Annotated in this window: 18 protein-coding genes and 2 pseudogenes; 5 read left to right on the top strand and 15 right to left on the bottom strand. The window is 57.0% G+C overall.

Annotated features, from left to right (window positions below):
• Positions 1-705 precede the first annotated feature (705 nt).
• The 4 genes from CHN51_RS06585 to CHN51_RS19500 are packed head-to-tail and all read right to left on the bottom strand — an operon-like array spanning position 706 to position 4,457.
• Complete coding sequence (locus tag CHN51_RS06585) at positions 706-1,341, bottom strand: hypothetical protein (RefSeq protein ID WP_100093309.1); 636 nt, start codon at positions 1,339-1,341, stop codon at positions 706-708.
• Positions 1,316-2,497 (bottom strand): XRE family transcriptional regulator, encoded by a 1,182-nt coding sequence (locus tag CHN51_RS06580; protein ID WP_100093308.1) that lies wholly within the window; start codon positions 2,495-2,497, stop codon positions 1,316-1,318. Before CHN51_RS06580 ends, CHN51_RS06585 begins: the two co-directional genes overlap by 26 nt.
• Positions 2,485-3,876 (bottom strand): 7-cyano-7-deazaguanine synthase, encoded by a 1,392-nt coding sequence (locus CHN51_RS06575; protein ID WP_100093307.1) that lies wholly within the window; start codon positions 3,874-3,876, stop codon positions 2,485-2,487. The genes CHN51_RS06580 and CHN51_RS06575 overlap by 13 nt, the downstream gene beginning before the upstream one ends.
• On the bottom strand, positions 3,873-4,457 hold the full coding sequence (locus tag CHN51_RS19500) for a hypothetical protein (RefSeq protein ID WP_123906261.1): 585 nt from the start codon (positions 4,455-4,457) through the stop codon (positions 3,873-3,875). The genes CHN51_RS06575 and CHN51_RS19500 overlap by 4 nt, the downstream gene beginning before the upstream one ends.
• Before the next feature lie 93 nt (positions 4,458-4,550).
• Here CHN51_RS19500 and CHN51_RS06565 point away from each other — a divergent pair, with 93 nt between their 5' ends.
• The gene (locus CHN51_RS06565) at positions 4,551-5,732 is read left to right on the top strand and encodes a DUF3800 domain-containing protein (RefSeq protein ID WP_206170014.1); all 1,182 of its coding nucleotides are present in this window, start codon (positions 4,551-4,553) and stop codon (positions 5,730-5,732) included.
• A gap of 390 nt (positions 5,733-6,122) precedes the next feature.
• Here the strand turns inward: CHN51_RS06565 and CHN51_RS06560 are convergent, their stop codons facing one another.
• From CHN51_RS06560 to CHN51_RS06550, 3 genes and pseudogenes are all read right to left on the bottom strand, one after another.
• On the bottom strand, positions 6,123-7,064 hold the full coding sequence (locus CHN51_RS06560) for a DUF2493 domain-containing protein (protein WP_100093305.1): 942 nt from the start codon (positions 7,062-7,064) through the stop codon (positions 6,123-6,125).
• 317 nt (positions 7,065-7,381) lie between these two features.
• Entirely contained in the window at positions 7,382-7,801 is a 420-nt protein-coding gene (locus CHN51_RS06555) for a hypothetical protein (protein ID WP_100093304.1), read from the bottom strand.
• A gap of 8 nt (positions 7,802-7,809) precedes the next feature.
• A pseudogene (locus CHN51_RS06550) lies at positions 7,810-8,124 on the bottom strand (zincin-like metallopeptidase domain-containing protein); the annotation flags it as partial.
• A 147-nt stretch (positions 8,125-8,271) separates the two neighbouring features.
• Between CHN51_RS06550 and CHN51_RS06545 the strand changes: the two are divergent.
• Genes CHN51_RS06545 through CHN51_RS06535 form a run of 3 tightly spaced genes read left to right on the top strand, consistent with a single transcriptional unit; the run spans position 8,272 to position 11,128 of the window.
• Entirely contained in the window at positions 8,272-9,210 is a 939-nt protein-coding gene (locus CHN51_RS06545; RefSeq protein WP_100095342.1) for a tyrosine-type recombinase/integrase, read from the top strand.
• A complete protein-coding gene (locus CHN51_RS06540) occupies positions 9,207-10,139 on the top strand; it encodes a tyrosine-type recombinase/integrase (RefSeq protein WP_100092212.1) in 933 nt (310 codons plus the stop codon). The genes CHN51_RS06545 and CHN51_RS06540 overlap by 4 nt, the downstream gene beginning before the upstream one ends.
• Positions 10,136-11,128, top strand: coding sequence for a tyrosine-type recombinase/integrase (locus CHN51_RS06535; protein WP_100092211.1), 993 nt, complete (start codon positions 10,136-10,138; stop codon positions 11,126-11,128). The genes CHN51_RS06540 and CHN51_RS06535 overlap by 4 nt, the downstream gene beginning before the upstream one ends.
• An 82-nt stretch (positions 11,129-11,210) precedes the next feature.
• On the opposite strand, the pseudogene CHN51_RS06530 reads toward CHN51_RS06535, so the two are convergent.
• The 4 genes and pseudogenes from CHN51_RS06530 to CHN51_RS06515 form a co-directional block, all read right to left on the bottom strand.
• Positions 11,211-11,852 (bottom strand): annotated as a pseudogene (locus CHN51_RS06530) (ArdC-like ssDNA-binding domain-containing protein); the annotation flags it as partial.
• Between the two features lie 188 nt (positions 11,853-12,040).
• The gene (locus tag CHN51_RS06525; RefSeq protein ID WP_100093302.1) at positions 12,041-14,011 is read right to left on the bottom strand and encodes a ParB/RepB/Spo0J family partition protein; all 1,971 of its coding nucleotides are present in this window, start codon (positions 14,009-14,011) and stop codon (positions 12,041-12,043) included.
• 139 nt (positions 14,012-14,150) lie between these two features.
• The gene (locus CHN51_RS06520) at positions 14,151-18,344 is read right to left on the bottom strand and encodes a strawberry notch family protein (protein ID WP_100095458.1); all 4,194 of its coding nucleotides are present in this window, start codon (positions 18,342-18,344) and stop codon (positions 14,151-14,153) included.
• Positions 18,345-18,479: 135 nt separating this feature from the next.
• A complete protein-coding gene (locus tag CHN51_RS06515) occupies positions 18,480-19,391 on the bottom strand; it encodes a toprim domain-containing protein (protein WP_240616880.1) in 912 nt (303 codons plus the stop codon).
• Between the two features lie 137 nt (positions 19,392-19,528).
• Here CHN51_RS06515 and CHN51_RS06510 point away from each other — a divergent pair, with 137 nt between their 5' ends.
• Positions 19,529-20,155: a lytic transglycosylase domain-containing protein gene (locus CHN51_RS06510; protein ID WP_240616879.1), complete on the top strand. Its 627-nt coding sequence runs from the start codon at positions 19,529-19,531 to the stop codon at positions 20,153-20,155.
• A gap of 483 nt (positions 20,156-20,638) precedes the next feature.
• Here the strand turns inward: CHN51_RS06510 and CHN51_RS06505 are convergent, their stop codons facing one another.
• From CHN51_RS06505 to CHN51_RS06490, 4 genes are all read right to left on the bottom strand, one after another.
• The gene (locus CHN51_RS06505) at positions 20,639-21,790 is read right to left on the bottom strand and encodes a DUF2235 domain-containing protein (RefSeq protein WP_100093300.1); all 1,152 of its coding nucleotides are present in this window, start codon (positions 21,788-21,790) and stop codon (positions 20,639-20,641) included.
• Positions 21,791-21,873: 83 nt separating this feature from the next.
• Positions 21,874-22,545, bottom strand: a complete 672-nt coding sequence (locus CHN51_RS06500; RefSeq protein ID WP_123906260.1) for a hypothetical protein — start codon at positions 22,543-22,545, stop codon at positions 21,874-21,876.
• Positions 22,532-24,781 carry a Mov34/MPN/PAD-1 family protein gene (locus tag CHN51_RS06495; protein WP_100093298.1) on the bottom strand — a complete coding sequence of 750 codons (2,250 nt, stop codon included), beginning with the start codon at positions 24,779-24,781 and terminating at the stop codon, positions 22,532-22,534. The genes CHN51_RS06500 and CHN51_RS06495 overlap by 14 nt, the downstream gene beginning before the upstream one ends.
• Positions 24,781-25,956, bottom strand: coding sequence for a hypothetical protein (locus CHN51_RS06490; RefSeq protein ID WP_100093297.1), 1,176 nt, complete (start codon positions 25,954-25,956; stop codon positions 24,781-24,783). The genes CHN51_RS06495 and CHN51_RS06490 overlap by 1 nt, the downstream gene beginning before the upstream one ends.
• Positions 25,957-26,172: the final 216 nt, after the last annotated feature.

Raw genomic sequence — 26,172 nt, 5'->3', positions numbered from 1 at the left:
GTGCATCGTGCGTCTAGATGTTCCGCTGTACATCGGAGCAGTAAAGCCTGTCTTGACTAAATCCCGAATCGCGCAGCAAAGTCAGCCGCATTTTCGCCGCACATTGGTTGTCTGCAATAATAGCAAAACCCGTTTTGGGCTTGCATCTTTTGCTACGTATTTTTTGTAGTTGGTTTGCCATAAACATCCTGTCTTTGAATTGCTTCAAAGCGGATGCGCAGCGGCCTTTAAAAGATACCGCCCCTCAGTCGGGAGCCTTGGCTCGCGCTGGACAACGCCGTTTATGCGCTACCCCGCAGTCTCTTGTTGGCAGACGTCTAAAACGCCCATAAAGTTACCAATGCTGGTTCCCGTGAGGAATTATGTTCCCCGCCAACACGGAAGAGGATAGTCAACACTACAGATGTTTCAACTTAAATATGCGCCATTGCGTGATAGCTCTAACGGGGCCTGGACCAACAAAATTCCTGAGCTGACCAAAAGCAGAAGATAATGCTGGCGTCCCAATGATAAGTGATTTGGTTGAATGACCGGAGTGAGTGGTTTGCCGAAGGCCGCTTCTGGATTGCTAATAGTCGAAGCGGACATTTAAACAGTCCGTTTGGGATGTCAGCTTCGCGCCCTCATCTCGGTCATTCGGGGACTTGTTTGACTTACCCAAAAGCGGACGTCGCTCGGAAACCGAGAGGCTTGAATGGCGAACGGTCAGTTTACTGCCAATCGTGCATCGGGCGGCCTCCTCCAGGTAGCCGGCAAACTGCGGCATTGCTGCTGACGTTCCGGGCCGAGCAACCTGCACACTTCAGGCAGATGGTGTTCGGGCACCCGCATTCTCGCAACCAATAAGGCCCGAAACAGGCTGTCCGCGAGATCATCGGCGGTCATCGCGCTTTGCACAGCCTGGGAAAGCAACAGATCCGTAGTGCTCATCACTTTGACCGACGGGAATTGATTCCCGCAGAGAGCCGTCGCTTTACGTTCGTCGATCAGCGCGACCGATCCCGATCCAAGGGCGTATGCGATTGTCGCGGCCTCGCCATCGTCGAGAGTTTTACTGATAGGGCCGGCAACCAGTCCAAGAAAGGTTTCCTCTTCCGCGGGCCTGAGCGCTACCTCGCTGATCAGTCCGATCTCGATCAGCTCCGCAATCACAATTGCAGTCCGCCGCCCCTTCGCGCGGCCGGCCTCAAGCTCGCCGAGCGCCGTCGATGTGATGAGGTGACGCACCGACGACGCTCGAAGGACGACATCCGCGCGTTCGGTTGCGACGAGATTGATCCAGACGCTGGCATCGCTTACCAGCGATCCGGCATCGTCAAGCCAGGAGCCAGGGTGACTCATCGTCGACCGCTCCTTCCTCTTCAAATTCGTCGATCATCTCGCGAGCCTCGACCCGGTCGATGTGCAGCAGCCGCGCCAGCTGTCCCTCGCTCAACAGACCCCGTCGCCACGCTTCGCTGGCCAGCAAGCTCAATCGCATCGAGACCGGCCGAGTCGCATCCCCCTTTGCGGGATCCGACGCGATAGCGTCCCCCAATACCTCACGAGCCTGTTCGTCAGTGATCCCACCATGGTCCGCGAACCAGTCCCAAGTTCCGGATTTGGTGAGGCCGAGTTCTTCGAGACGGCGCACCATGGCCTCGCGCGACACGCCAAAGGCGTGCGCGAGGATAATAATGTGGCGGCGGGTCAATCGTGCCGCCCCGGCGGTGACATCCTGGAACCGGGCAGCTACTGCCCTTGCAGGGGTCAGTAAGCATCGCGCAAAAGCGTTCGCATAGCGCTCCTCACGTGTTGCTTCCGGCGAGTCACTATAGAGCGCGTCGGGCGCCCGGCGTGTCGAAATGAAATGCCCGGTCTCATGGGCGCCGGTTTGCGTCCGGCGATCCCGGGGATGCGCCGCGTTGAGAAGGATGCACGCACCCGCTTCCTCGTCGAATGCGTAGAGACCGGACACTCTCGCCGGTAGCTGTCGAACGAATACGCGCGCACCGAGTTGCACCTCCAATAGGCTGAGCATGTCGTGAATTGGCGCCATGCCAAGTCCGAGCCATTGTCTCAGTTCCGCAGCATCCTGTTCAGCTTGCAAAATTACGTTCCCGGGCAACAGCGGCCGCTCCGGTGGGTCGTTGCGAGCACGCTTAATGCCGAGCAGATTTTCAAGCTCCAGCTCAGCTTGGACCAGACTGTTGAGAAGGGCAACCGCGCTTTCCACCTCCTGATCGTCTTCGCCAGCCTTCCGGAATCTCGGACGCAGATCGACCCTCACACCATCCTGTCGTAATAAGACATTGAGTGAGACGCGATACAGCGCGGCAAGCTTTTGAAGCTCCTCGATGCGAGCACGGCGTTGCCCCTGTTCGATGGCAACCAGCGTAGTGCGTGCCACATTGAGCGCCTGCGCCGCCGCCGCCTGGGTCAGCTTCGCATTCTCTCGAGCTTCTCGCAGAAGTTCTCCAAGCGCTTCGGGCGTAAGGCTGCCGGTCACCGCGGCCATGGGGACACCTGGGCAAGCTGGGAAACAAACGAGTTCGGCCCCAAGCTGGACTGGAAGGCAAGCCATTCGTCGCGATGACGCGACAAGAGGTCATGAACCCTTCGTTCCCCTTCGACGGGATCAATTGAGAGGGCGTTGGCGGTCTCGCGTGCAACACGATCAATGGTCCGACGATGGATGGGCGATCCGGCCAGTGCGGAAAGATGGTCGAGATGCAGCACGCCGGCGATAGCATGTTCGCGAAGAGCTTTGGTCATAAGGGTGAAGCCCGGTACGGCACCCGATGCGATGTCGGGAGCAGAAAGATTCTCCCAGATATAATTGGATGCAGGTTCGTCTACCTCTGCCGCGTGCATGCTAAGCCGGCGAAGCATACAGGCCGCGCAAATACCACACTGGCGCCGCTGCTGCGCGAAACTGACTTGCCGTGAATTCTGCCAGCAGGAGCGGGTGCTCGACCAGCCGGGAGCAGATGCCAGCGCATTGGCCGCTATTACGGTTTCTCCCTTAGTCGACCAGATCCGCGGATATTCGTACCGGATTCGTTTGCCGGTGAGCACCGCGAATAACGCTTCGATCCGGCGGGTGAAAGCTGGATGCACCCGATAATCTGCATAGGCTTGCCCCAAGCTGGCGAGGATCGGACCAAGCGCACCTTGGCCGCTCTCGGTCACCACAATGCGCTCGACATCCGCTAGAACTCCGGCGATTCCGGTGATCACCGCAAATTTGAAACCGCGCGATCGTGCGGTGGATTCGACCCGCTGTCGCCCGTCAAGCCGGACCTGATAGGGAACCGACATGAACCGGCGCTCCCTCGGATCGCGCGAACGAGTATCAGCGCCCTTGGTCCCGAGGCGCACCCGCACGAGCCCGCCCCCTTCTTCCGCTTCAACAAGGGCCGAGACGGCCCGTGAATCGATGCCGTCGCTGTAGGGCATGATAATGCGATCGCGGACGTCGAAGCCCAGTGTCCCTTGGCCGACACGCGCGATGTCGTGCTCGCGTTCGACGAACGAGATCGCCCACTGATCGCCAGTCAAAAATGTCAGCGCATCTTCCAGCGCTAAGCCGACGGCTCTGTCTTCCCATCGCGCAAGGTCATGGACGGCGACACGCAGATCGAACGACCGTGCCCAGCCCCATCGCGGACGCCGAACGCTGAGATCGCAAAATTCTGCGGCTCCGGCGATCACCATCAGGTCGACCAATTCAGGTCGCCAGCCTGTGTAGAAATAGCTCTCCAAGCCCGCGGTCGACAGGCTGATCGCAGAGTCCAGAAGGGCACCGGCAGCACCGTCGCGCAGACGGGAGCCAGCCTCGACGGCGTCTATCAAGACCGCGTCTTCGCGACTTGCGTGATAGGTTCTGGCGGTCATAGCGGTACTCCAGCATCAAGATCGGTATTTGAAGCGCGGGTTCGTCGCGGCAAAGGATCGCCGGTCCTCAAAAGTGCGCGGGCAAGACCTTGGAAATCGACCTGCTGATGGGCGGCATCAAACCTACTCCGGACGAAACGCGCATTCTGCAATCCGTCATCGCGGCGGACATGCTCTTCCACTTGGCGATAATTGCTGAGCAGGCGGTCGGAGAGCGCATCCTCGGCAGCCCGCTGAACGGCAGCTGCCCCGGACTGCCCCGACCGAACGGCTTCCATCGTGGTAAGAACGAAAGTCGATTCCATCGGGGAGGCACATATCCTCTGAAGGCTGCCAAGATCGCTCAGAATCTGATCGGCGAATAAGGATTGCTGGCCGATGGAATTAACGATTGCGGCCACGCTGCTAACGAATGTCTGCCGCACTTCGCTGCGCCAGTCGGCATGCGATGCCCGAGTGACGCTCTCCACGACCTCCTCCGGCGAATAGGCCTCCTTGTAGGCGCACTTAGCGGCTCGCCGCCAACGCGGTTTCATCGGCAGCGATTTATATGGACCATCACTCATGCGGAACTCCCGCATTCTATCTGCGCCTTCACTCTGACATTGTCAACCTACTAATTTATCAAACCTGACATTTCTCTTAAACGGTGGACCTGCCACATCGAAAAAGACATGATGATTATCCCTCTCCGGCGCGACGAGCGGGAGAAGGAACGTAGGGGCAAAGAATTTATGATCGACGTCAACGAACTGCGTGATCCCATCATTGCGATGTACCGCTTGCCCGGGATCGATGAGGTCTTCACCTTCTACTATGACGAGACCAACAACGTCAGAAAGCTGCACCTTACCGCCGGCGGAATGAACATTCGTCGTCCAGATTGCTTCGTCCTCGGCGGCATCGTGCACGCCGGCGCGCCGCGGGCGATCAACCTAGGTTCGTTGCGCGCTGCGCTGCGCTTTCAGCCGAACGTCAAAGAAATAAAGCTCAGGCTCCTTGGCAACGGCGACCTTCTTGAACTTCTCGATTCGGCAAAGGTCGAGTGCTTCCTGCGATGGCTCTCGGATGAAGGTTTTCTCGTCCACTATCAGGTCACGGACCTGCTCTACTGGTCGATCGTCGATATCGTCGATGCGATCCTAAGCGAAGCTGACGCTCCCCAATTGGTCGCCGTACACATGATGCTCAAAGACAGCCTGTACACCTTGCTGCGCGACGACGTTGACGGAACGGCCGAGTTGTTGGGGCGCTACAGCTATCCCGACGTGGGACATGAACGGCGCGGCGCCTTTGTCGCCGAGCTGCTTGATCTCCTCGACTATCGCGAGAACATGCTGCCGCACTTTCAATTCTATATGCTCAAGGGCCTGCTACAGATCGCTCGCGGCCTTCCGTCGCTGCCCTATCTTGAGGATGAATCCCCCAACATCCTAATCGATGGTTTCGGCACCTTCTTCCTGAACCGACTGTGCCTCTTCAAAAACGCTAGCCACATCCTCGACGATGAGCAGCAGATCGAGACCTATCTCCGATCCATCGAATTGACCGATGACGGCGCGGCGCTGGAGCATTTCCGTTTCGCCGATTCCAAATCTGAGCAGGGAATCCAGCTTTCGGACCCAATTGCCGGTCTACTCGGCAAACTCTTCACCTATCTCAATCAGACGACGGCGGATGAGATTGCGGACGACCTCGCCCGTATGGGCGATCGACAGCGTTCCAGCCTGGCATTGCTCGCACGCTTGCTCGACCGCTCGACCGACGTGTGTCCCGCCTTCGCGCAATATGTGATCTCGGACGAGGACCGGCGACGCGCGAGCTTCATGCTCGAAAGCGAGATTCTCGCTGGTTGATGTCGCGCAGCCTAGCCCGAAAGCACCAAGTCAGCAAAACGGGTGCGCTCTTGCCATATTTCCAGAGTTTGCCGCCTTCCAGCAGATTTGTCAGCGGCTGTTGTCGGATCAGTTGGATTGGCCGAATGTATGCATTCCAAAGTCCGACTCCCAAGAGCGGGCAGACCGCTGCCGGCCCACACCAAGCCATTTCACGTATCTAATTGAATGGCTGGTTGTAGGAAATGAACGGGCTGTCGAAAATGTCGCAATCCGTAGCGATTGCTGACCGGCAGCTATTCTGCAAATCATTCCTGAATCCAGCGATGTTGGACAAAGCAGATAGGATTTATTCTTCCGTTAAAACGATTGTCCAGAAATCTACATTGGCACTGCATATATATCTATCGCTCACCCAGGCGATTTTGGAGAAGTCCCAAACAGGCCGCGGCGATCAACAACCGTTACACGGCGCGTCTTGGCCTCGATCACAAGTCGTTCCAGAACACCTGTACCAGGAAAGGCAATCAAATATCGCGGATTGAGGGAGAGCATCTGCTCGTTGCGCTTAAATCCTGCCCGGGCTCCGAGGCGACGGTCGAGCGAGAAGACTAGCTGCTGAATGCCGCGACGTTCCGCCCAGGATGCGGCTAAGCGATCTGCACCCTTGGTGTCACCGCCATGGACAAGAACCATATCGGGAACACAGTTCGATACCTTGTCGAGTGTTTCCCATATGTTTTCGGCAAATCGCTTCGCATCGTCAGTGCTGTTTTGTTTTGTTCGGCCGCCAGCGAAGATTACTGGCGTACCTTCGGGAATATAGGCTTTCTGGCGGCTTTGCGCGCGAGCGCGGAGAAAATCACGGCCATTGATCACCGCTGATGTGATGCCGTTGGCATGATTTGGCCGGGAACCGGTCATCGGCTTCCAGGACGAGCCGGTTTCGTGGATATAGAGAGATGCCGCTGTTTCGCGCATGGCTTCAAAGGCAATCATGCTTGCTTCAGCAGCCTGTGCGCACTCGATCTGCTCTTCGAGATTGGAACTGTGGATCTCTGATCCATCGGCGCTTGCAAGAAACGCCCGGATTTCGTCGGTTGCGCGGTCAACAGCCGAGGATTTGCGCGAAGCGGCCCGGTGGAAGAGATTGACGAAGCCCCACGCGATGTCTTCGCCATCAGCTTCCAGAGCGGTATCGCTGAAGAGCGCAAAGAGATCAGACCAGACGCCGGCAAGCGTCTGCTGGATCGCGTTTTCACATGGAAAATCTGTGGGGCCAAATGGCGGCGTGGTGATCGACAAGCCTGAAAGATCAAGTCCTGACAGCGACCGGGTAAAATTGTCATACATGGTTTTGCCTCCTGATATTGGAAGCAAAGCGGTCAGCGGGATTGCGACGCGCTGTTGCCTCCGGCAGTGCCCGCATCGGACCGGGAATAGGCAGACATGCCGCACCGCCAACGGCGGGAAACCTCAAAGGCAAGGCTGGCGCGGGCCACACGGGCCGCAGTCCTTTGAGGTTGCGGCTGGCTGCCGACCGGTCCAAGGGCCTGTCCTGAAAGGAGGCAAGAGGCGTACAGCAATGCAGCCAGCGCGCAACGATCGAAGGGCAATAACAAGTTCATGCCAAGACGAACCGGTAGCGAGCATTTAAGGAATGCATCGTATCAGCCCGACACTGGCTCATATATGGCTTCGCCGTTCGAGAAATGGCCGATACAACGATATTGGGAAAACATCTCCAGAAAGCGGGCTTCAATTTGGGAGAGCCTTTGATCTGTGCGTCCCTTCAAGGGAGCAATGCTATCATTGTCCCAGTAGCGATTGTCATCACGCGCGGCGATCCAGATGGCTGCGAGACCGCAATATACCGAAGTACCAAGTTCAGCAAAAGCGTTGCGCATTAGGATGCTGTCCTCACGTCCGCACCAGCCATTATAGAGGTCAAGTGACGGAAAAGCTTGTTTGGCCTGATGGATAATATCCTTGACAAGCGTCTCAAGTTCCAGGTCCCAATGATCATCGCCTGCTTCGATGAGCTGATAGGCAGTGATGGCGCCGGTTGGAAAGCTCACCGAACGTCCCATGATCTCCTTCAGGCTGCTTCGGCAAATTCAGCGTCGCTATCCTGCGCACTCATCGGCTCTTTGCCGCCGAGGCGCAGCAGGAGCGATGCGGCTTCTTCGGCTCGTGCCGCAGCAGTCAACATGGCGCGGTCATCAGATTTCAGCAGCTTGAGCCAGTGGCTGATGTAGCTCGCATGACTATCAAGATGACTTACCGGCAATCCAAGCTCTGCGCCCAATATGGCGCTTGAAAGTTCGGCTACCAGTTCTTCTGCGGCATAGGCAGCGCTGCCAAAGCGGTTTTTAAGATCGCGATCAAGGCGCGATTTGTGCCCGGTCCAGTGGCCCTTATGCCGATATCGGCATAATGGTCATAATGCCGTAACCGGGATTATGCCGCATCGCATCGAAGAAAGGCGGCTTTCAGTATGATACCGCCAAGGGCGTTCGGCATTATCTTTGCTGCTCCAACAATATGGAGTATGATGATTATGACTGAATCTATTAACGAGATACAGCGCACACGAGCAGCGTTGCTGATGGACTTTGAGGACTATCTTGTAAGGCAGCGAGGCCTCAGTCCGCGCACCATCTACCACACGCTTCGCTTCGCCAACCGGTTCCTCGATCACCGCTTCGGGAGCCGAATGATCGACCTGACGCGCCTTCGCGCCGCCGACACTACCAACTTTGTGCAGCACATATTGGCGCGCAGGACGCCATATCGCGACAAGACAGTGACGACCCATTTGCGGACCTTCTTCCAATATCTGTTCGCGTGCGGGGCGACCTCGGCAAATCTGGCCTTGAGTATACCAAAGACGGCCCAGCGCTGGAATGCGCGGCTGCCCCGGCACCTGTCGCCCGGTGCAGTCGAGGCCATTCTCGCTTCGGTGCACAGCAATCCCCGTCATGGCGCACGCGATTATGCAATGTTGCTGCTCATGGCGCGGTTGGGGCTGCGCGCTTCCGAGATTATCAAGGTCCAGCTTGATGATATAGACTGGCGAGCGGGCGAACTGCTCGTGCGCGGCAAGGGCGGGCTGCATGACAGGCTGCCAATAACAGCCGAGGTTGGCGAAGCGTTGAGCCGGTATCTTCGTGAGGAGCGTGGGCCGACGACCTGCCGAACGATGTTCGTCACGCACCGTGCGCCGCATCGCGGGTTCAAGGACGGCCAGATCGCCAACGCTATCCTCAAGGATGCACTGGCGGCCACGGGGCAGAAGCCGGTCACACCTTATGTGGGATCGCACCTCCTGCGTCATAGCCTTGCGACCCGGCTCATCAATGCTGGTGCATCGCTCGACGAGGTGGGCGATATGCTGCGACACCGCTCGCGATCATCGACCATGATATATGCTCGGCTTGATATTGAGGGCCTCAGGTCCATCGCGCAGCCATGGCCGGTTGCAGGAGGCGGACAATGAATGTCACATCCCAACTGGACCGCTATCTTGGCGTTAGGCGCAGCCTCGGTTATGACCTTCGCACCGATGAACGGGTACTGCGCCGGTTCGCCCGGTTTACCGATCAGGAAGGCGCTGCGCGCATTGATACGGCGCTGTTCCTGCGCTGGGATGCAAGCCTGCCTGACGTCAGCACATCGACACGTTCGGCCCGGCTTGGCAAGGTGCGGCTGTTCGCGCAGTGGCTGAGCAACATTGATCCCGCCCATGAAGTCCCGCCGCGTGGGCTGCTGCCGGGCCATACCGGGCGCTCGCGCCCGTATATATACAGCGAGGCCGAGATCACATCGATCATCGCGGCTGCGGGGGCGCTGCCCTCGATCTACGGTATGCGCGGACTGACCTTCTCGACCCTGTTCGGGCTTATTGCGGTGACGGGTCTCAGGATCAGCGAAGCGCTTGCGCTCGACCATGATGATCTTGCGAACGGTGTGCTGCGCGTTCGGCGCGGAAAACTCGGTAAGGAGCGGCTGCTTCCCCTTGATCCCACGGTGGTGACAAGGCTCGTCGCCTATGCTGCCGAGCGCGACCGGTTGCTGGGAAGTGTCCCGACATCCTTCTTCGTTAACTGCAAGGGAGCAAGGCCGACCGATTGCGGCACGCGCTACAACTTTGCGCAGGTATGCCAGCATATCGGCTTGCGAGCGCATCAGCGATATGGTCGGCATGGCCGGGGACCGCGTATCCATGATCTGCGCCACAGCTTTGCGGTGCGCACAATGATAAACTGGTACCGTACCGGCAAGGATCCGGCCCGCGAGATGATCCGGCTGACCACTTATCTGGGCCATACCGACCCCGACAACACGTTCTGGTATCTCGAAGCGGTGCCCGAACTGCTCGATCTGGCGATGGCGCGGGCAACCTCTTGCGGGGAGACGGACCAATGAGCGCTGCAACCTTGCCTGCGCTGATCCAGCGCTTCTTCACTGACCGGCTGTGCACCCAGATGGAAGCCAGCCCTCATACGGTTGCAAGCTATCGCGACACGTTCCGCCTGCTGTTGCGGTTCGCGGGTGCGCGCTGCGGTAAGCCGCCGGTCAAGCTCGCGGTCGAGGATATCGACGCCGATCTGGTTGCCGACTTCCTCGTTCATTGCGAGACCGTGCGCGGCAACAGCGCCCGCAGCCGCAACATCCGGCTTGCCGCGATCCGCTCGTTCTTCCGCTATGTCGCGATGACCGATCCGACCTGGCTGCTCCACTGTCAGCGCGTGCTGGCGATGCCCAGCAAACGCTATGTGAAACGCACGGTGACGTTCCTCGATACACCGGAGATCGCGGCATTGCTGGCGGCTCCTGATCGTGCGACGTGGGCCGGACGGCGTGATCATGCGCTGCTCCTGCTCGCGGTTCAGACGGGTCTCAGGGCGTCCGAGCTGGTGAACCTCAAGTGCGGCGATCTGACGCTTGGTACGGGCGCGTATATCCGTTGCATGGGCAAGGGCCGGAAGGAGCGATGCACACCGCTGCGCCGCGACACCGCCAAGCTGCTGGCGGCATGGATGAGCGAGCGCTGTGACGATAACAGCCCGCTGTTCCCGTCGATCCGGGGTGAGCGGCTGAGCCGTGATGCACTTGAACATCTGGTCCGCAAGCACTGCCTCACGGCATCGCGCGCGTGCCCGAGCATCGGGACCAAGCGTGTCACACCGCATACGCTGCGCCACAGCACCGCGATGGACCTCCTGCATCATGGCGTCGATCAAGCGGTGATCGCTCTCTGGCTCGGACATGAGTCGGTCGCAACCACCCAGATATACATCCACGCCGATATGCGAATGAAGGAAAAGGCACTCGCTCGGGTCGCTGCTCCGCAGGTGCCGACAGGCCGATACCGGCCCGATGATGGCCTCCTCGCGTTCCTCGAAGGACTCTGATTATGCCGAACCGCCGCATGGTCAAAGCCCGGAAATTAAACCCCCAGTGGAGGCTATGCGGCATAATCCCGGTTACGGCATTATGCGACAATTCATGGGCCAGTGTAGCGTAATAATGATCATAGCCATTAAACAATTCTGGAAGCGGCATGGTGATCCGGTCGGGCCCTGACTGGTAATAAGCCTCGCAGCCCTGTTGCCGAATATTGGCACCGATGGACGCGAAAAAAGTGTCGAGTTCAGCCATGCGTCCTTCCGGCTCTACTGCCGGTACTTCGGCTTTGGGGTGATATAATTCCGGTAGGCCATCGCATTGGTCGGCATTGAATACACTATAGGCTTTGAGAACGCGCCGCGTCTCTTGCGTATCGCCGCCATCGGGCTCTTCCACGTCCTTTAAATAGCTTTTGTAGAAGATGGCTATCGCCGACTTCTCGCCCTTGCGGACCTGTCCGCCGAGCTTCGCGCATTGGCGATATGTCATCCAATAGGGCGAACCAAATCCTTCAGATTCGGCTACCATCCAGAGCCAGAAAACATTCATGCCTCGATAGGGCGTTCCGCAGCTGCGCAAGGGCCGGGAGAGAGGAATGCCGAGCCATGGCTGAACCCAGGGCTTGGTGCCGGTTTCCAGTTTTTCTATAATCGCAGCTGTAATTCGCTGGGCAGGTGACACTGCGTTTCGCCGTGAATGGCGGCGGTTAGAGGCTTTTTTCTTATACATGGCTTTTCTCCTGAAATCTCCGGACGAGATTGTCCGGTTCATGTCGGCAAAAGCCTCTCTCTCCTCTTCCCTCTGGATTGGTACCGGGCTTGTGAAGTGCGGCTGATCGATGCGGCCAAGCGAAAAGGCGGCCCATCCAGATGTGGATGGACCGCCTCAGCCGAGCAAACAAACCTGTCAGGAGGACGTCAGGCCGCTTGGTCGGCTATCTCCTTGTCGCTGGCATCGTGAGCGTCCGGACAATCAGCTGAATCGCCTGCGGGGCTAAGCGGCGGGAAAGCCATGACAGCGGGCACCCATGCCAATGCGCGTTCCTTCACGCCTGCTTCGGCAATGAAGTTGCCGGAGAAGATGCGTTCGGCGGTCGCAGCCAGATCTGCCTTTTTGGATGCGGCGTAGCGGCTAACAAGTTCAGGTCCGCCGACGGCATCGAACGCCTCAAGGGTGCGCGCCTTGGGTATCCGGTCAAAATAATTGGCTGCGGTTGGCCGCCACCAATGCGCCATTTCGATACCGAGCATGCTGCCCAGACAGTCGTGCAGCGGGTTCTGGCGCTCGCCAGTTACAGCCAGGCTGGCAACCAGCGTCCGTGCAACCACATGGCTGAGCCATTGGCTGCGGGCATCGTCTGTAAGACCGCGGAACAAGAGGAAGCGAGCGACTTCTCCGTCACCGCTTCGCCAGCTTTCGTCCAATGCAGCCGATGTTTCTGCAAGCGCTGCGGTGGCTGGCGCGTCCTTGGCCTCAAATCCCGTCACTGGGCCATGTGCGACTGGCCCGGAAATTGTAAGCGCCTTGGCCCTCTGCCAATCATGACTATCCTGGTCAGCGAGCGTGAAGACCATAAGATCGAGCGCAAGCGCAGGATCACTGGCAAGATAGAGCGCGAGTATATCGCGGCGCTGCATCGAGAGTTCATCAAGAAGGCGCTGGGACAATATTGCAGGTTTGCCTGCATCTTGGGATCCACTTTCGACGGGCTCAAGCGCGCAGTCGTTCACATTATCCGGTTCACTTGCGCTATAATATTGGGGTACCAGCATCGGTTCGCCCTCGCGAGAGAGGATGAGGAACGCGCCCGCATCTTGTTTCAGCTCTTCGGCAAGAATGGGTGGGCGATTGCTAAGGGCGCGCAGTTCCTTGTCGATTATGGCAAGTTCGGATTCTGCCTTCATCACCTCGTCTTCGGCGCTATCCTCATCTTCCAAAATCGCTGCCTGGACGTCGTAGGCCGCTTCGAGTTCACCCAGACGTGCCGCTTCGTCGGCTTCCAACGGGGCTGGTTCAGCAGGAAGCCGGGTAAGACCGCCTACGAGCTCGTGGCTGACGTAGCAGTCGAGTGTCGGTTTGACCCAGGCAAGACCGGTTTCGCCGGCTTTTGCTTGTGCCGCTGCGTCCATGGCCCTGGCTGCCAGTTCCTCGAGTAAAGTGATATCGAGCCAGCTCTCGCTTGCTTCGTCGTCAAACAGTTCGCGCTCAATGCGGCCACCAGCAGCAATATAGGCGTCGCGCCCGACAAGAATAGCCCGGGGATCGTTGCCGCGTACGCTGCGTTCGAGTACCATGCGGCGAATACTGTCGGCGGTGATCTGATAATAGGCGTTCTGAACCTCGGCAAATACTTGAGCTTGCCGATCGATATCCGAGGTTGCTCCATAGGCTTTGGCGATATCCAGCGTGATTTCTCCGGCAGCCAGACTTTCAAAGACGCAAGGCGCAAGCGCAGCGAGCCGCAGTCTGCCCTCCACAAATCGCACGGTGACGCCGAAACGGCGCGCAACATCCGCTGCACATGCGCCCGCTTCGATAATTGCTGCAAAAGCCTGCGCTTCGTCGGCGGGGTTCATCTGCAACCGCTGAAAATTCTCCGCAAGGCTGGCTTCGCGCATTTCGTGCTCGTCGCCTTCGATCACCAGGCAAGTGACCGGCATATTTTTCTTCAACACGCCCTCTTCGGCCAAAGACTTCAGGGCTGCCAGACGACGGCCACCGGCTTCGACCTCGAATTTTCCGCGCCGTGCTTTGCGGACAAGAAGATTCTGCAGCAGACCACGCGCTGCAATATCGGCTTTCAACTGCGCGTCAGCTGCTGGATCGGAAGACTTGCGCACATTGCGGGGACTGGGAACGAGTTTGTTCAAGGCAATAGACTGGATCATGATATTTACTCCTGATTGAGATGGACGAACCAGCCCGAAAGGCGGGTTCATAAACCCCCCGAGCATCGCTCTTCTTTCAAGGCTTTTGGGGCTGGTTTTACGCCGGTTCGGCTCAATTTGGTGAAAGCGCTATGACCAGTCAGACCGCGAGATCGGCCAAAATGCTGGCAGCCTCATTCGTCGGCACGAATAGCCGCGTGCGGTAGCGGATAATTTCGGTGAAACAGCCCTTTGCCTTATACCAGTCGAGGCGCTGGGGACTGAAACCAGTAAGCTCAATGCGCTGCGATCCATTGACCAATGATCGCTTCACATCGAGCGCATCTTGGCTGGCGAGCGCTATGGGCTTGCCATTTGTCATGACCAGATTTGCGATATCGCTGGCCGGAACGCTGCCTGAATGCGCAAGACCGAAGCTTTCTGAAATCGCTGCAAGATCGGCGGCATCAACCTGCCTGCCAATCAGCGCGCGTCCATCCTTGGCAACAATACGAGCGACGTGGATATGCTCGTCGCCAAGCTTGTTCCAGACCGGCAGGAGCAGCCCGGTGGTCAGATATATTCTCATGTGCTCGCGGCGCCTGGTGGCCTCTTGTTCTTCGGCGCGCCAGATGCGCTCGAATGATTCAAGGTCGACAGGCTCCCAGAGGCTTTCGCTCAGCGCTTCGATTGTCCAGTTGGCAGATTTGAGCGGACGCAGGAGACGTTTGCGCTCAGTCACTGATCCGTCATCGTTGATGATACGGCGAGCCGGGATAGCAAGCGCGGCGGCGCCCGAGCGTGCATTGCGCATAGGCTGAACATGGGGCGACGACAGGTCATCCAACCCCGCCAAACGCTCAAATCGTAGCGGATTGAGTTGCCGCTCGGCATCGAGACTGAGCAGATGCGTGGTCGCGCCCGATACCGGATCGGTGCGCAGCAGCTGATCCGAAACAATCGCAAAATTATCGACCGCGATCGTTTCGATGCCAAGATCGAGCGTTCCGGCTTCGCGGGCGGCTTCGATGCGCGCCTCGATGAGCCCCAGATATTCATCGAAGATGGCGTTCTGGATGGCGATCGGCAGCGCAAGGATGCGGTTCAGCCAGCGCTGGATCGAGGGCAGATTGTCAGTGAGGCCGCCATCTGGGTTCTCAAGCCTCAGGCCTGTCAGCTCGCAGAAGCGGGCAAAAGAGACCGCTTCTAGCTTCCCGTCATAGAGCAAATGAAACCAGCGAGTCAGCGCATCGCGAGCATAATCGCTTTCGAGATTATCGGCCGGATCAAAAAGATTTTGACCGCCGGTTTGTCTTTGGCCCCGGGTGAGCGCACCCAGCGTATCCAGACGCCTCGCGATTGTCGATATGAAGCGGCGTTCGCCTTTGACATCGGTGGTTACAGGCCGGAACAAAGGCGCGGAGGCCTGGTTGGTCCGGTTGGTGCGGCCAAGGCCCTGAATGGCGTTGTCCGCCCGCCAGCCCGGCTCGAGCAGGAAATGGACCCGGCGCTGCTGGTTTTGGGCGTTTAAGTCCGCATGATAGGACCTACCGGTGCCGCCAGCGTCTGAAAATATCAGGATCCTCTTGGCCCCGTCCATGAAGGCCTGCGCCTCCGTGAGGTTTGAGCGCGGCGACCGGCGTTCGAGTTGCTGCTGGCCTTTGAGGTCGGTTATCAGCCGGCGGGTGCGTCCGGTGACTTCGGCAACGGCCTGTTTTCCAAAATGATCGATCACTGCGTCGAGCGCAATGGCAATGGGCGGAAGCGCACAGAGCTTCTCAATGAGCTTGTCACGGGCGGCAACCGCGCGGCTGCAAAGAACGGGATTGCCCTGCGCATCGCTCATTGCTTCGGAACGTAGATTGCCTTCCTCATCAGTGAACAGCTGCATCAAGCGAACCGGAAAGCTTTTGGACAAATAGTCGATCACATATTCGCGGGGCGACAGGTCAATGTCGAGGGCTTCGCGCTCTTCATCGCTGAGTTCGGCGATCCGCCGATCGAGCATTGCTTCCGATGTCGATACCAGCTGGATGACGACCGATTTGTCATTTGCGAGCACCTGTTCGATAGCCGGAATTAGACTCGGGAGCTTCATCGAAAGCAAGAGCTGCGCAAAGAAGCGCTGCTTAGTGCCTTCGAAGATGGACAGGGCCGCTGCCTTGGCATTGCGGTTGAGCGTATCACCGCTGTCCTCGTCAACCACGCGTGTTGCCTCAAGTGCTGCTTCCAGATTTTGATGGATGATTGACCAGGCCGCTGAATAGGCATCGTAGACCGCGATCTGCGCAGCGGTAAGTTGATGCTCAAGAATTTCATATTCGACGCCAGCAAAGGAAAGCGCTCGGGCAAGATAGAGGCCTTGAGCTTTCAGATCCCGGGCAACCAATTCCATTGCCGCAATACCGCCCGCGCGGATACTGCTCAGAAAGTCGTCATAGGTCGCAAAGGCGGTTTCTGTGCCCCACAGACCAAGACGCGTCGCATAGCCAAGATTGGCAATATCCGAAGCACCGGTTGCCGAAGCATAGAGGACACGTGAACGCGGCAGGAGATTTTGCAAGCGAAGGCCTGCTATTCCCTGTTGGGATCCCTTGACCGGTCCGCGGCTACCGATGCTGCCAAGCGCATTGGCCATCGCATGGGCTTCATCAAAGGCGATAACGCCCTCGAAATCACCTCCGGCCCACTGGATTATCTGATCAAGTCTTGTGCATTCCATCCGGCCCGAGCGCAATGTCGGATAGGTCACGAACAGGATGCCTTGCGAGCTTCCAACCTTTTGACCAAGTTTCCACGCCGACAAGGGCTGGATATCGAGCGGCAATCCGCCAAGGGCCTGCCAGTCCCGCCGCGCGTCCTCGATCAGCGCTTCGTTCTTGGATATCCAGATGTGGCGGCGCTCGCCCGCAAGCCAGCGGTCCATGATAATCGCAGCTATCTGACGGCCTTTGCCAGCGCCGGTTCCATCGCCAAGGAAAAAGCCTTGACGGTAGCTGTGACCATCTTCGGCTATTGCTAACTGGCTGCCTTTATCATCGGGTGCAAATCTACCAGGCAAATCGCGTGCGAAGGCGGCGCTTGCATAGATGAGTGTTTCGCACTGCGCCTCCGAGAGGAGCTCCATGTCTTTCCAGCCAGCAGGTAGCAGAGGGTTTGCGGTGACAATTGGCGCTGGGACCGAACCCATCGCAACCGATTCCACCAGCGGCGTCGGGTGCGGCGGTGCTTCTTTTATCGATACGCGGCTTGGCCGGTAGGGCAGATAGATACCCACCTGCTCGGGCAGTTCCGCCGGGTTATCAAGAACAACATAGTCGAGGGCCTCGCAAACGGCAATTTCTGCGCCCCGGTTCGCAAAGGGTGCCAGTGGCCGGTTGCGTCGTTCAACGCTCGGCGGCAGATATGCGTGGCGAAGCACAGGTGGCGCAAAGTTCGGCACAGCAGAAGATTGCCGACCGGGCAGGGCTGCGATAGAATCATGAAGTGCGCCGAGCGATGCCACCAGCTGTGTGTCAGCGGCCTCCCTATTGCTGCCCTTGTCGATCACAACCAGGCGCACCGACACGCCGGTACCTACTTCGCGAAAGGCTCCCTCGATGACCAGATCAAGAAGCAGCCCTGCCGGATCGTTACCTCGAACAAAGTCTTTAGCCTTGAAGCTTTCGGGCATGATTGCAACGATACGTGCTGTCGGCGATGCCAGACGAAAAGCAGCGCGCAGATGACGCATCGCCGTCTTGGCGTCCTTGCCGCGTTCGGCGCTCTGCGCAAAGGGTGGATTGATGAGTACAACGTTTGGCCGAGGCGCTGCGGGAAGAAGGTCATCGATCAGCTCGCCGTCATGGGCTGAGATAGCAGCGCCCGGAAAAAGCTCGCGTAGAACAAGTCTGCGCGCAGGATCAATCTCGTTGAGGAGTACAGGAATTCCTTGGATAGCTGGCCAAAGCGCCAGCATACCCGTGCCGGCCGATGGTTCGAGGACAAGGTCAGCTTTCGAGAGCTGCGCTGCCTTTGCCATAAGCCAGCTGAGTATCGGCGGCGTGGAAAATTGCTGAAGTGTATTTTGCTCCTCGCTGCGCACATGGCGGGGCGGCAGTGCGGAATTCAGCCATTCAAGCCTGGCTTCAACTTCTGCCAATGGAGAATTGCTCCCTATCCGGCTGCGGTCTCTAAGCCAGAGCAGCGCGCCCAGTTCGATCGCATGATTGCTGTCGGCGATGGACCAGGAATGCGCCGCATCACTGCCGCCTGTTGCGGTTTGAAAAAATTCATTGATATCATTTCGCTTGAGATGCCGCCCGCAGCTAAGCGCATAGGCTATCTGCTGCGCAACTTTAATGAGCGCAGGCATAGTGGTGCCAGCAGTGGATTCGGGGTTGACAAATAGGGATGTCTGGAAATTCATGAGTGGCCTCCTGAGGTTTGCGCGACCGGCCTGACGCTATTGTCAGACCCATGGTCACCCCTCAAAAAGCCTGCTTTCCTCTTAAACCTTTCGCCGCGCCGTCCAGTTCACCAGCTCGTCATTCCAGTCAGTTCCGGGCAATGATGGTGTGCGGACTAGAATGCGGCGACTACCTCGCAAATAGGCTGACTGGCCTCGTTTCGCGGCGAGGTCACCGCCCTGGTCGGCATCGACGAAGAGATGTAGCTCGGTCACACTTTCCGGGATGGCAACAAGACCAAAGCGCTCGTTACCAAGCGTTGCCCAGCAGGGAATGCCGGTGAGCGCGCACGCTGAGAGCGCGCTTTCCACACCTTCTGCCAAGCCAAGACAGCCATCTTTTGGAGGAAACAGACGAACTGCGCCTTCGCCGAGGCGACCAAGCGCGCGCTTGGGTTTTTCAAAACCAGCTTTGCAGGGAAGCGTTTCATCCAGAAAAGTCCGGTGAACGGCAATGACACCTTGGTCGAGACTGACAGCTGCAATCATGGCCGGCAGAAAACGGACCATCCCTTTCGGGCCCAATGGTGTTTGGGCGTTAAAACGCAGCATTGGCGATGAGGCCAATATGCTCCGGGCTTCGAGATAGGCTTTGGCGCGTGTGCCAGAGATATACCCGGCTTCGCGCCATATACGCAGCGCCGCACGTGATGGCCGGACGTTCGCGCGCGCGGGTCCATCGAACGGTACGCTGCCGCCATCGAACAGATCGCGCTGATCCACGCCTTGGTGCGCCAGGGCAGTTAGCACTTCGCTCTGCGTACAGCCCGCGAAACAGTGAAAGAGTATTGCATTTCTACCGATACTCACTCCGAGCGATGGCGTGCGATCTTGATGCGCAGGGCAGCAGGCCATTCCCTTGGTACTTGACCAGTGGCCGTTCAATTTTTTGCAAAGATCACGAGCCGTTTCTTCGAGAGACGACCGGGACTGGGCGCGGACAATTTGGGACATGGGGAAGCATCCTTCTAAACAAATCTGATCCCCCAATTTAAGCTCACTCCCCTCTTCGGACCCACAGAAAGCGTTTTCCTACAGATCAATGTTCATATTATGTTCTTATTTGATTCGAAGCAATATGGAGATCAAATATGCTGAAATTATATTGGGTTTTGTTGCCTGTCGCGGCGCTTCTCGGCGGCGCGACATCCGGTGAAAATATGCAGGAAAATGAAACAGGAAGCGCGGAAGGGCTGCTTCCTTCGACTGGACAATTTGAACTCTTTCAACACGATATTTGGCCGAGAAACGATGTCAGCTCTGATGCTGGAGATATTTATGTCGAGCAAGCTGCTCAGCCCATAACTCACTCTCCAACTCGATCGTCGTTTCGAGAGAAAATATATGAAGCTGCAATTCGAAAAGCCGAATTGCGCCATGGTATTCCAATCGGGTTGCTGCAGGCATTGATCTGGCAAGAATCGCGCTTCGATCCAATGGCGATAAGTCCGGCTGGGGCAGCTGGCTTGGCGCAGCTAATGCCGGGAACGGCTCGCTATCTCGGCGTAACCAACCGGCACGATCCCAATGCCAGCATTGACGGGGGTGCACGATACCTAAAGGAAATGCTTGGGAAGTTCGGGGCAATCCATCTTGCGCTTGCAGCCTACAACGCCGGTCCCGGAGCAGTTGCACGTGCGAGGGGAATCCCCAAAAATCGCGAAACACCGGGATATGTTAGAAATGTCATTTCCCGCTGGAAAGCTATTGTTGGTTGAATTGGGGGTCCGAATTGCTGAGAGTCGTAATTGGCTTACTAATTCTATGACGCTAAGCCGCAGTTATCGGAGTCTCAAACGCTGTCTTTTGTCAACCAACATAGTGACAGGTTTCGCCCCAATTTCGGTCGTTGCAGCCCTCTCGCCACATACCCGAAGCGGACGTCGCCTTCTTTCCGGTAGAACGGCTACAAGGCATAAAACTATGGAACGGCCGATTTCGGTAACTGGCGAGTTCGAAATGGCCATTCCCAATTTCAGCCTCGCTTATGGCTGAAAATTGAGCATGACCGGATAGGAAGCGGACCAATCATGTTCAGGGGCAATTGGATAAAGGAGCACGGTGATCGATGCCCCTAACCGTTTATGACCGCTGAAATACCGCTTAATGTCGCTGCACCACAGTGATGCAGCAACTAACGTGCGTCTATTCCAATTTGAGATTTCTCAACGACTTGCACACAGACGAAAGGCGCAAGTGGCTTACTTCGATTCAAGTAACGGCGTTCCATCAATAGCAACGGTCCCTATCGTTTCTGCTATCTCGACCTTATAAAGTTCTGCCCATCTTTGAAGGGATACCGGTCGATAATCATCGCGCGATCGCCATCTTTCAAAAACGGTTTCATCGATCGTTTCGTTAATCGTCGTGTGCACATTCCCAGCCCCGTCCTTATAAGGTTGCGCTCCAATTACGCGGTGAAAACGTTTAACAAACTTGCGATACGTACCTTTCATGAATGGTCGATAGGAGTCAGTCACATTGGCTGCAAAAATATCACCATCAAGCTCAACCTGAAAGCGGAAGCACAAACCAAGGCTCGAAGCCTTTTGAAGTATCCAACGAAGTGGAGGTTGTGCAAGAAAATCGAGCTCATAGCCGCCGCCGACGTTTCCATGGGCTCCAGCAAACCATCGCTGTTCGACACTGCTCAATGACCGAGGTGCAGCCATAATGCCCTGCCGCGCCGACCATAATGTAGGGGCAAATGACTTCCTATGCTCATCGATCGCGAGCGCGTGGAACCCGTGCTCAATTGAGCGACGTAATCCTGTATGAAGCCAATTCAATGTACTGCGGCTTACTCCTTCGATCCCAAAAAACGGCAAGCCCAATGCGCCGACCGTGTCCCAGACGCCGACCATTTTAATCGGAACCCGTTTGGAATATTTCTTTAGCAATGATTCTTCTGTTGAAATCTCTAACCTTTGCGAAAGACGCTCTTCTTCAGCGTCTGCGTCGAGCAAATTCCAGATTGTTTCCTCTTCCGGACGCTGATACCTCGCTAGTATTTGCCGGGTGCTTATGGGTGAACCGGGCTTTAGCAGCCCGTATTTTGCTATCAATCCAGCCAAACTTCGTGCGGTGTAAGCGCCGCGACTAAACCCGAAAATGAAGATTTCATCACCGTCGTCGTGCTTCGATATTAGCCATTCGTAAGCCTCCAGAACATTGTCGACGAGGCCCTTCCCAAACGTACCGCCAAAAAACCCGTTGACACCAATGTCGTAGCGCGCGAGCTGTTTGCAGCCGTCTGCTCCCTCTTCAGCCAGAATAGCGTGCGTTCTCCAAACGTTAGTGTTGTCGTCGCCCTGGTTCCAGGTCCCGTCGAGAAAAATTGCGATTCGCTTCATCTGAAATACCTCTCGTGCTCGGAGTCTTGTTTGTGTTTATATCAGGTCGGTCGTCGCAAGATTCGGATGATGCTGGCGACGAATCATGAAGCAACAGCGGTCTCCGGCTGTGCGGCGCTGAGCGCCAGCACATGTTGTACCATGCGCAGGCTGTAGTTCTTGGCCGCGATCGCACAAAACAGATATGTCGCAAGTAAGAACAACCCGTAAAGCATCGACCGGCCAGCATTGTCGGTGGCGACGAACGCCAGTAATGAGAGCGGGACAACGAGAAGGGCGGTAATGGTCCCAATATCGCGGGCTGCGAGATATCGCCGGTGTGAATCGCAAACGCCCACATCATCGCGCAACGGCTTATAAATCCTGTAAAACAGCTTGTTCTGTTCCGCTGCATCGCTTGGCAATTGTCCCAGTCTTGCCGACAGGCCGTCCATATCGACGTGGCTTGCGGCGGGGCCGATGCTTGTGAATGCACGGCATCCCGGCAGTGGATTTTGCCAGCGCAAATGAATGATGCGATCACGCCAGTTCGGCGGTACCAACCCAAGAAGGACGAGCGAAGCAATCACAATCAGGCCGAGAGACATCGACCCGGGAAGGGCCACTGCCTCCAGCTTATGCAAGAAATCCGATACGCTGCCTTTGATAATTTTCGCAGGCTCGAGTGCAATCCATGCAAAGCCCGCGATATGCGCAATCATTGCGGCCCTGATTAGCCAGGCATTTTGCTCTTTCAACGACTTAGGCTCGCTCACCGTTGTTGTCCTTCCCTAAAATCGCATGGAATCTTCTGGGTGTCACTATAAGCAGTACGGATGGCGGCGTTCGGTCTACCTTGAGATCCGCTGCGGTCTGCCAATCGACAACTGAAGGTCCTTCGTCGGAAAGATGGCTATGCCACGTCCCCACGTCGAATAGCGTCTTGCCGCTCATCTCATGGCGTTGCTCAATTGCGTCCTTCAAGCCCTCCTTGCCCAAGACAAACAAACTGGCGGAACGTGTACTGTCAGGCGGTGCATTGAGCAAATCGACGACCGTCACCGTCTTGAGCCGTTCACTGGAAAGGCCGATGAGTAACCCACCCGTTTCCGCTGAGTGAAAGTCTTTTGCCTCGCTGCGTATCCGATCAGCGATTTGAGGCGCAATGCGAAGCTGCCAGCCGCCGCTTTCCTCGATCATCACTGTTTCAAATGGCGCGACGAGACGTCGCTGCCATCTTGTGGCGGGTGTATCGGGTTCGCTTACACCGACTACCAGCAGCCCCTCGTTAGCCAATTGGTCACAGCTGTGGCCGATTTGGCGGAACAGGCCTGCCGTCATCATCGAAATTTGCGCATCGTCAATAGCCATGGTCAGCGAGCCGCAGCCTTGGCCGATCTGGACTTGCTCCAAGCCGAAATCCGGGTCTGATATGAGCTTCATCGCCTCTGGATCATCGCAAGAGGCGTAGAACTCGGCAATCAGGTCACAATGACTTGGATTATGGCCTTTCCCGTCGACGAACAAATATCCGATCCGGCCCTTGCCAAAAAGTGCAGCTTCAGCATAGCGAGTGCGTTCGCGAGGAACCGCCGATGCGGCGATGGCCTCACGCACCGAAAGCGAACCGGTGGCATTGATTGCCATACCCGTATTTTTCGGCACGAGGTTGGGCCGAATGCTTTCAGTGCGCAATCCGGCTGCGATATCGCCGTTGTTGACCGCAGGAACTTGCCCGAAAGGGAACAGTTCCTTCGCCAGGGCATCCGCTTTCTCCGAAAATACCCGGTCTGCTCCTGCTGCGTGCCGCGCCATGTTATGCGGCCGTAGCCAGCCTGCATCGCTTATCGCAGTGATGGATTGGCCAGCGCGGACGGCATGAAGCGCAAGTTTCGAACCGACGCTTCCGCACCCCAAAATAGCCAGCGACGGCCTTTCTGGAACATCGGACATTGTTCGCAGCAACTCTCCGGTAAGGGACTGGACGTGGGCAATAGGTTCGACCGGCCCGTCTTCGCCGCCTCCAATCAGCTCCGTGCGATTTTCGCAAGGATTGATCTCGAGCATATAAGGCAGAAGCTCGATGCAAGAGTCCGAATGGACCAGCGGAAACGGCCGCCTTACACATAGGATGATGGCGATGGGAACAGTAGCGCCGAGCACGCGCTTGTTCCATCGACGGTCCAAGTTGCTGAGAAGCATATCCAGCCCCCGCGAACATCCGTAAATTTTTGCACGCCTGCGCAAATCACCCAGCATCGACACATCTTCCGGCGAATATTGGTCGCATATGTGTGGACGCCCGTCAGGTTGCTTATCAGGCCAGATTACAGCCGCGATGGTATTTCCGCGACCGTCGGCTTCCGAATATGCAAATTGGTTCTTGTCTTTGCGGTCGAGCGGCTTGCGTTCGGCATCGCTCGTAATTAGAAATCCGGCGCTGCCGCCTTTACCGTAGCGAATATACTCCGCGCCCCAGATGACGCATCCTCCGCTTTTCGTGACCGTTTTGCGCGCAGCTTGTGCGTCGCAGATCAGGATGCTTCGCATTTCGCGACGCAGCATCGGCTCCCAGCCATGCGCCGGATCATTGAGGTGATCGATAGCGGCCTTTCGCAACCAGACTGCCAATTGTTCGATTAGATTATATACACCATATTCTACCAAGCCATATTGCAGGAAAAATTCATCCGGATCGCCATCGATCAGACAGGGACGGGGCGGGGAGGTGTTCGGACCTGGCAGCAAGTGCGGAAAGTGCCTCGGGAAATCGTCGCGCAGCGTGACGCGCGGCGATTTCCAAGGATAGTCGTCCGGTAGATGCAACATGACCGGCTCCACGGTTCGCACGCCAGTCACGCTTATGTTGTCGGCCTTATAGGCTATAGGCATTTCCACTTTCAGTTCGATGCGGACCAGCTTGTCGTCCTGTATTTTACCGCTAGCAAATTCCGGATGCGCAGCTGCAATCCGCAGCAGCTTTTCTGCATGCAAGGGGCCGGCATCGGGCATTAACGATTGCCGTGCGGCCGCGCATGCGCGGCGGTTGCGGCTACGCCGAGCGCTGCCGCAGCAGCCTTGACAGCATTTTTGACAACCTTGATGGCTCCACTCGATCCGATTTCATATTTTAGCGGCTGTTTTTCGTCGTCCCAGATATCTGTCACGCAAATGAAGCGATCATCGTCATCTTCTACAATAGAAATATACTCCCGCTTGGCCCGGTCGCTGGGCGGATCGGCATCTTCGGGATCGATATGCTCGCAGCTTGCGACGACGATCGCGCCCTTCCTTATCTGGCTGAGCGCGCTGCGCGCGCCTTCGCAAACCTCTGCGTCCTCCCCGTATGTCGAATAGCTGTCGTAGCTAAGGCTGTGCCAGGAGCAATGATGGGGCGCCTGCAATATGTCATATTCGAGCCAGTCTGCGTGATCCATGCCATGCGTGTCCCACAGGCGTTCCCATATTGCGACTTCCGCATCACCGCCAGTCAGAAACCGGCATTTGTCCGCATGACCGTCGCCGCGGAGAGAAAAGCGCAGGATGATCGACGACCGATTTTTTGCAAGCAGTTCGTCCAATTCTTCATCGTCACCCTGCGGCAGGGGTGCGAGCAGCCGCGCCTCGAATGCCCCGGCCGATGCCCGGTTCAGCGTCGTGACCAATTGCTCAGCCTTGGTGACAATGGTCGGGATATCGTCTGTTTTACCGTCGATATCTTCGCCCATGATCTGGATGCGGTCCCCGTCGGCACCGAAGCTTCCCGTATCGCGATGCAATTTGACGCGCCTGCGAGCCTCCTTCGCCCAGGCATTGGCATCGCTGCACAAGATATGATGTTTGGAGCTCCGACGAAAAACAATGGGTGACGACCACATTTCCCGGATCAGAATCTTGTCATAGTCCTCGTCCCATTCGTCAGGCGGCCCCAAGTGAAAGTGCGTTTCGAGACCGCAAACATGGTCTTTGTCCGGATGACTGAGGAGGAAACCATCGACAAAGAGCCTGCCCTTTTCGTCGCGGGAAAGCTCACCGCGCAGCTGTGACATCACATCAGGCGTATCGTCGTCTTCATCGTCCGCGGCCTTGCGGACATGCAAGTCAATAAGAAGCTTCTGGTCATTGTCCAAAGTGACCAGGGTCATATCCCCGTTGCAAACGGGGAAAAATGTAATCGAAGTTGTCATGTTATTCCCTTCAGCCTGAACCTTGTTAACCGATGTTGCCGTCCGCCGATTGTCGCCCTATCGCAATTCTCTGTTGCGCCTGGCAGCGACTCGTGGCACCCTTCTATTTATTAGATGGGTAAAGTTTTTAGTCCCGTCAAGTTTTTAGGATGGTATTATTTTTTATGAGTGTAACGGATCCAGCATCGCAAGCATCTTCAACCCTCAAATGGGGTC

It is taken from the genome of Sphingorhabdus sp. YGSMI21, from assembly GCF_002776575.1.
GTDB lineage: Bacteria > Pseudomonadota > Alphaproteobacteria > Sphingomonadales > Sphingomonadaceae > Parasphingorhabdus.
Note: the sequence above shows the minus strand (reverse complement) of the source record. Positions and strands in the feature narration are given on the sequence as shown.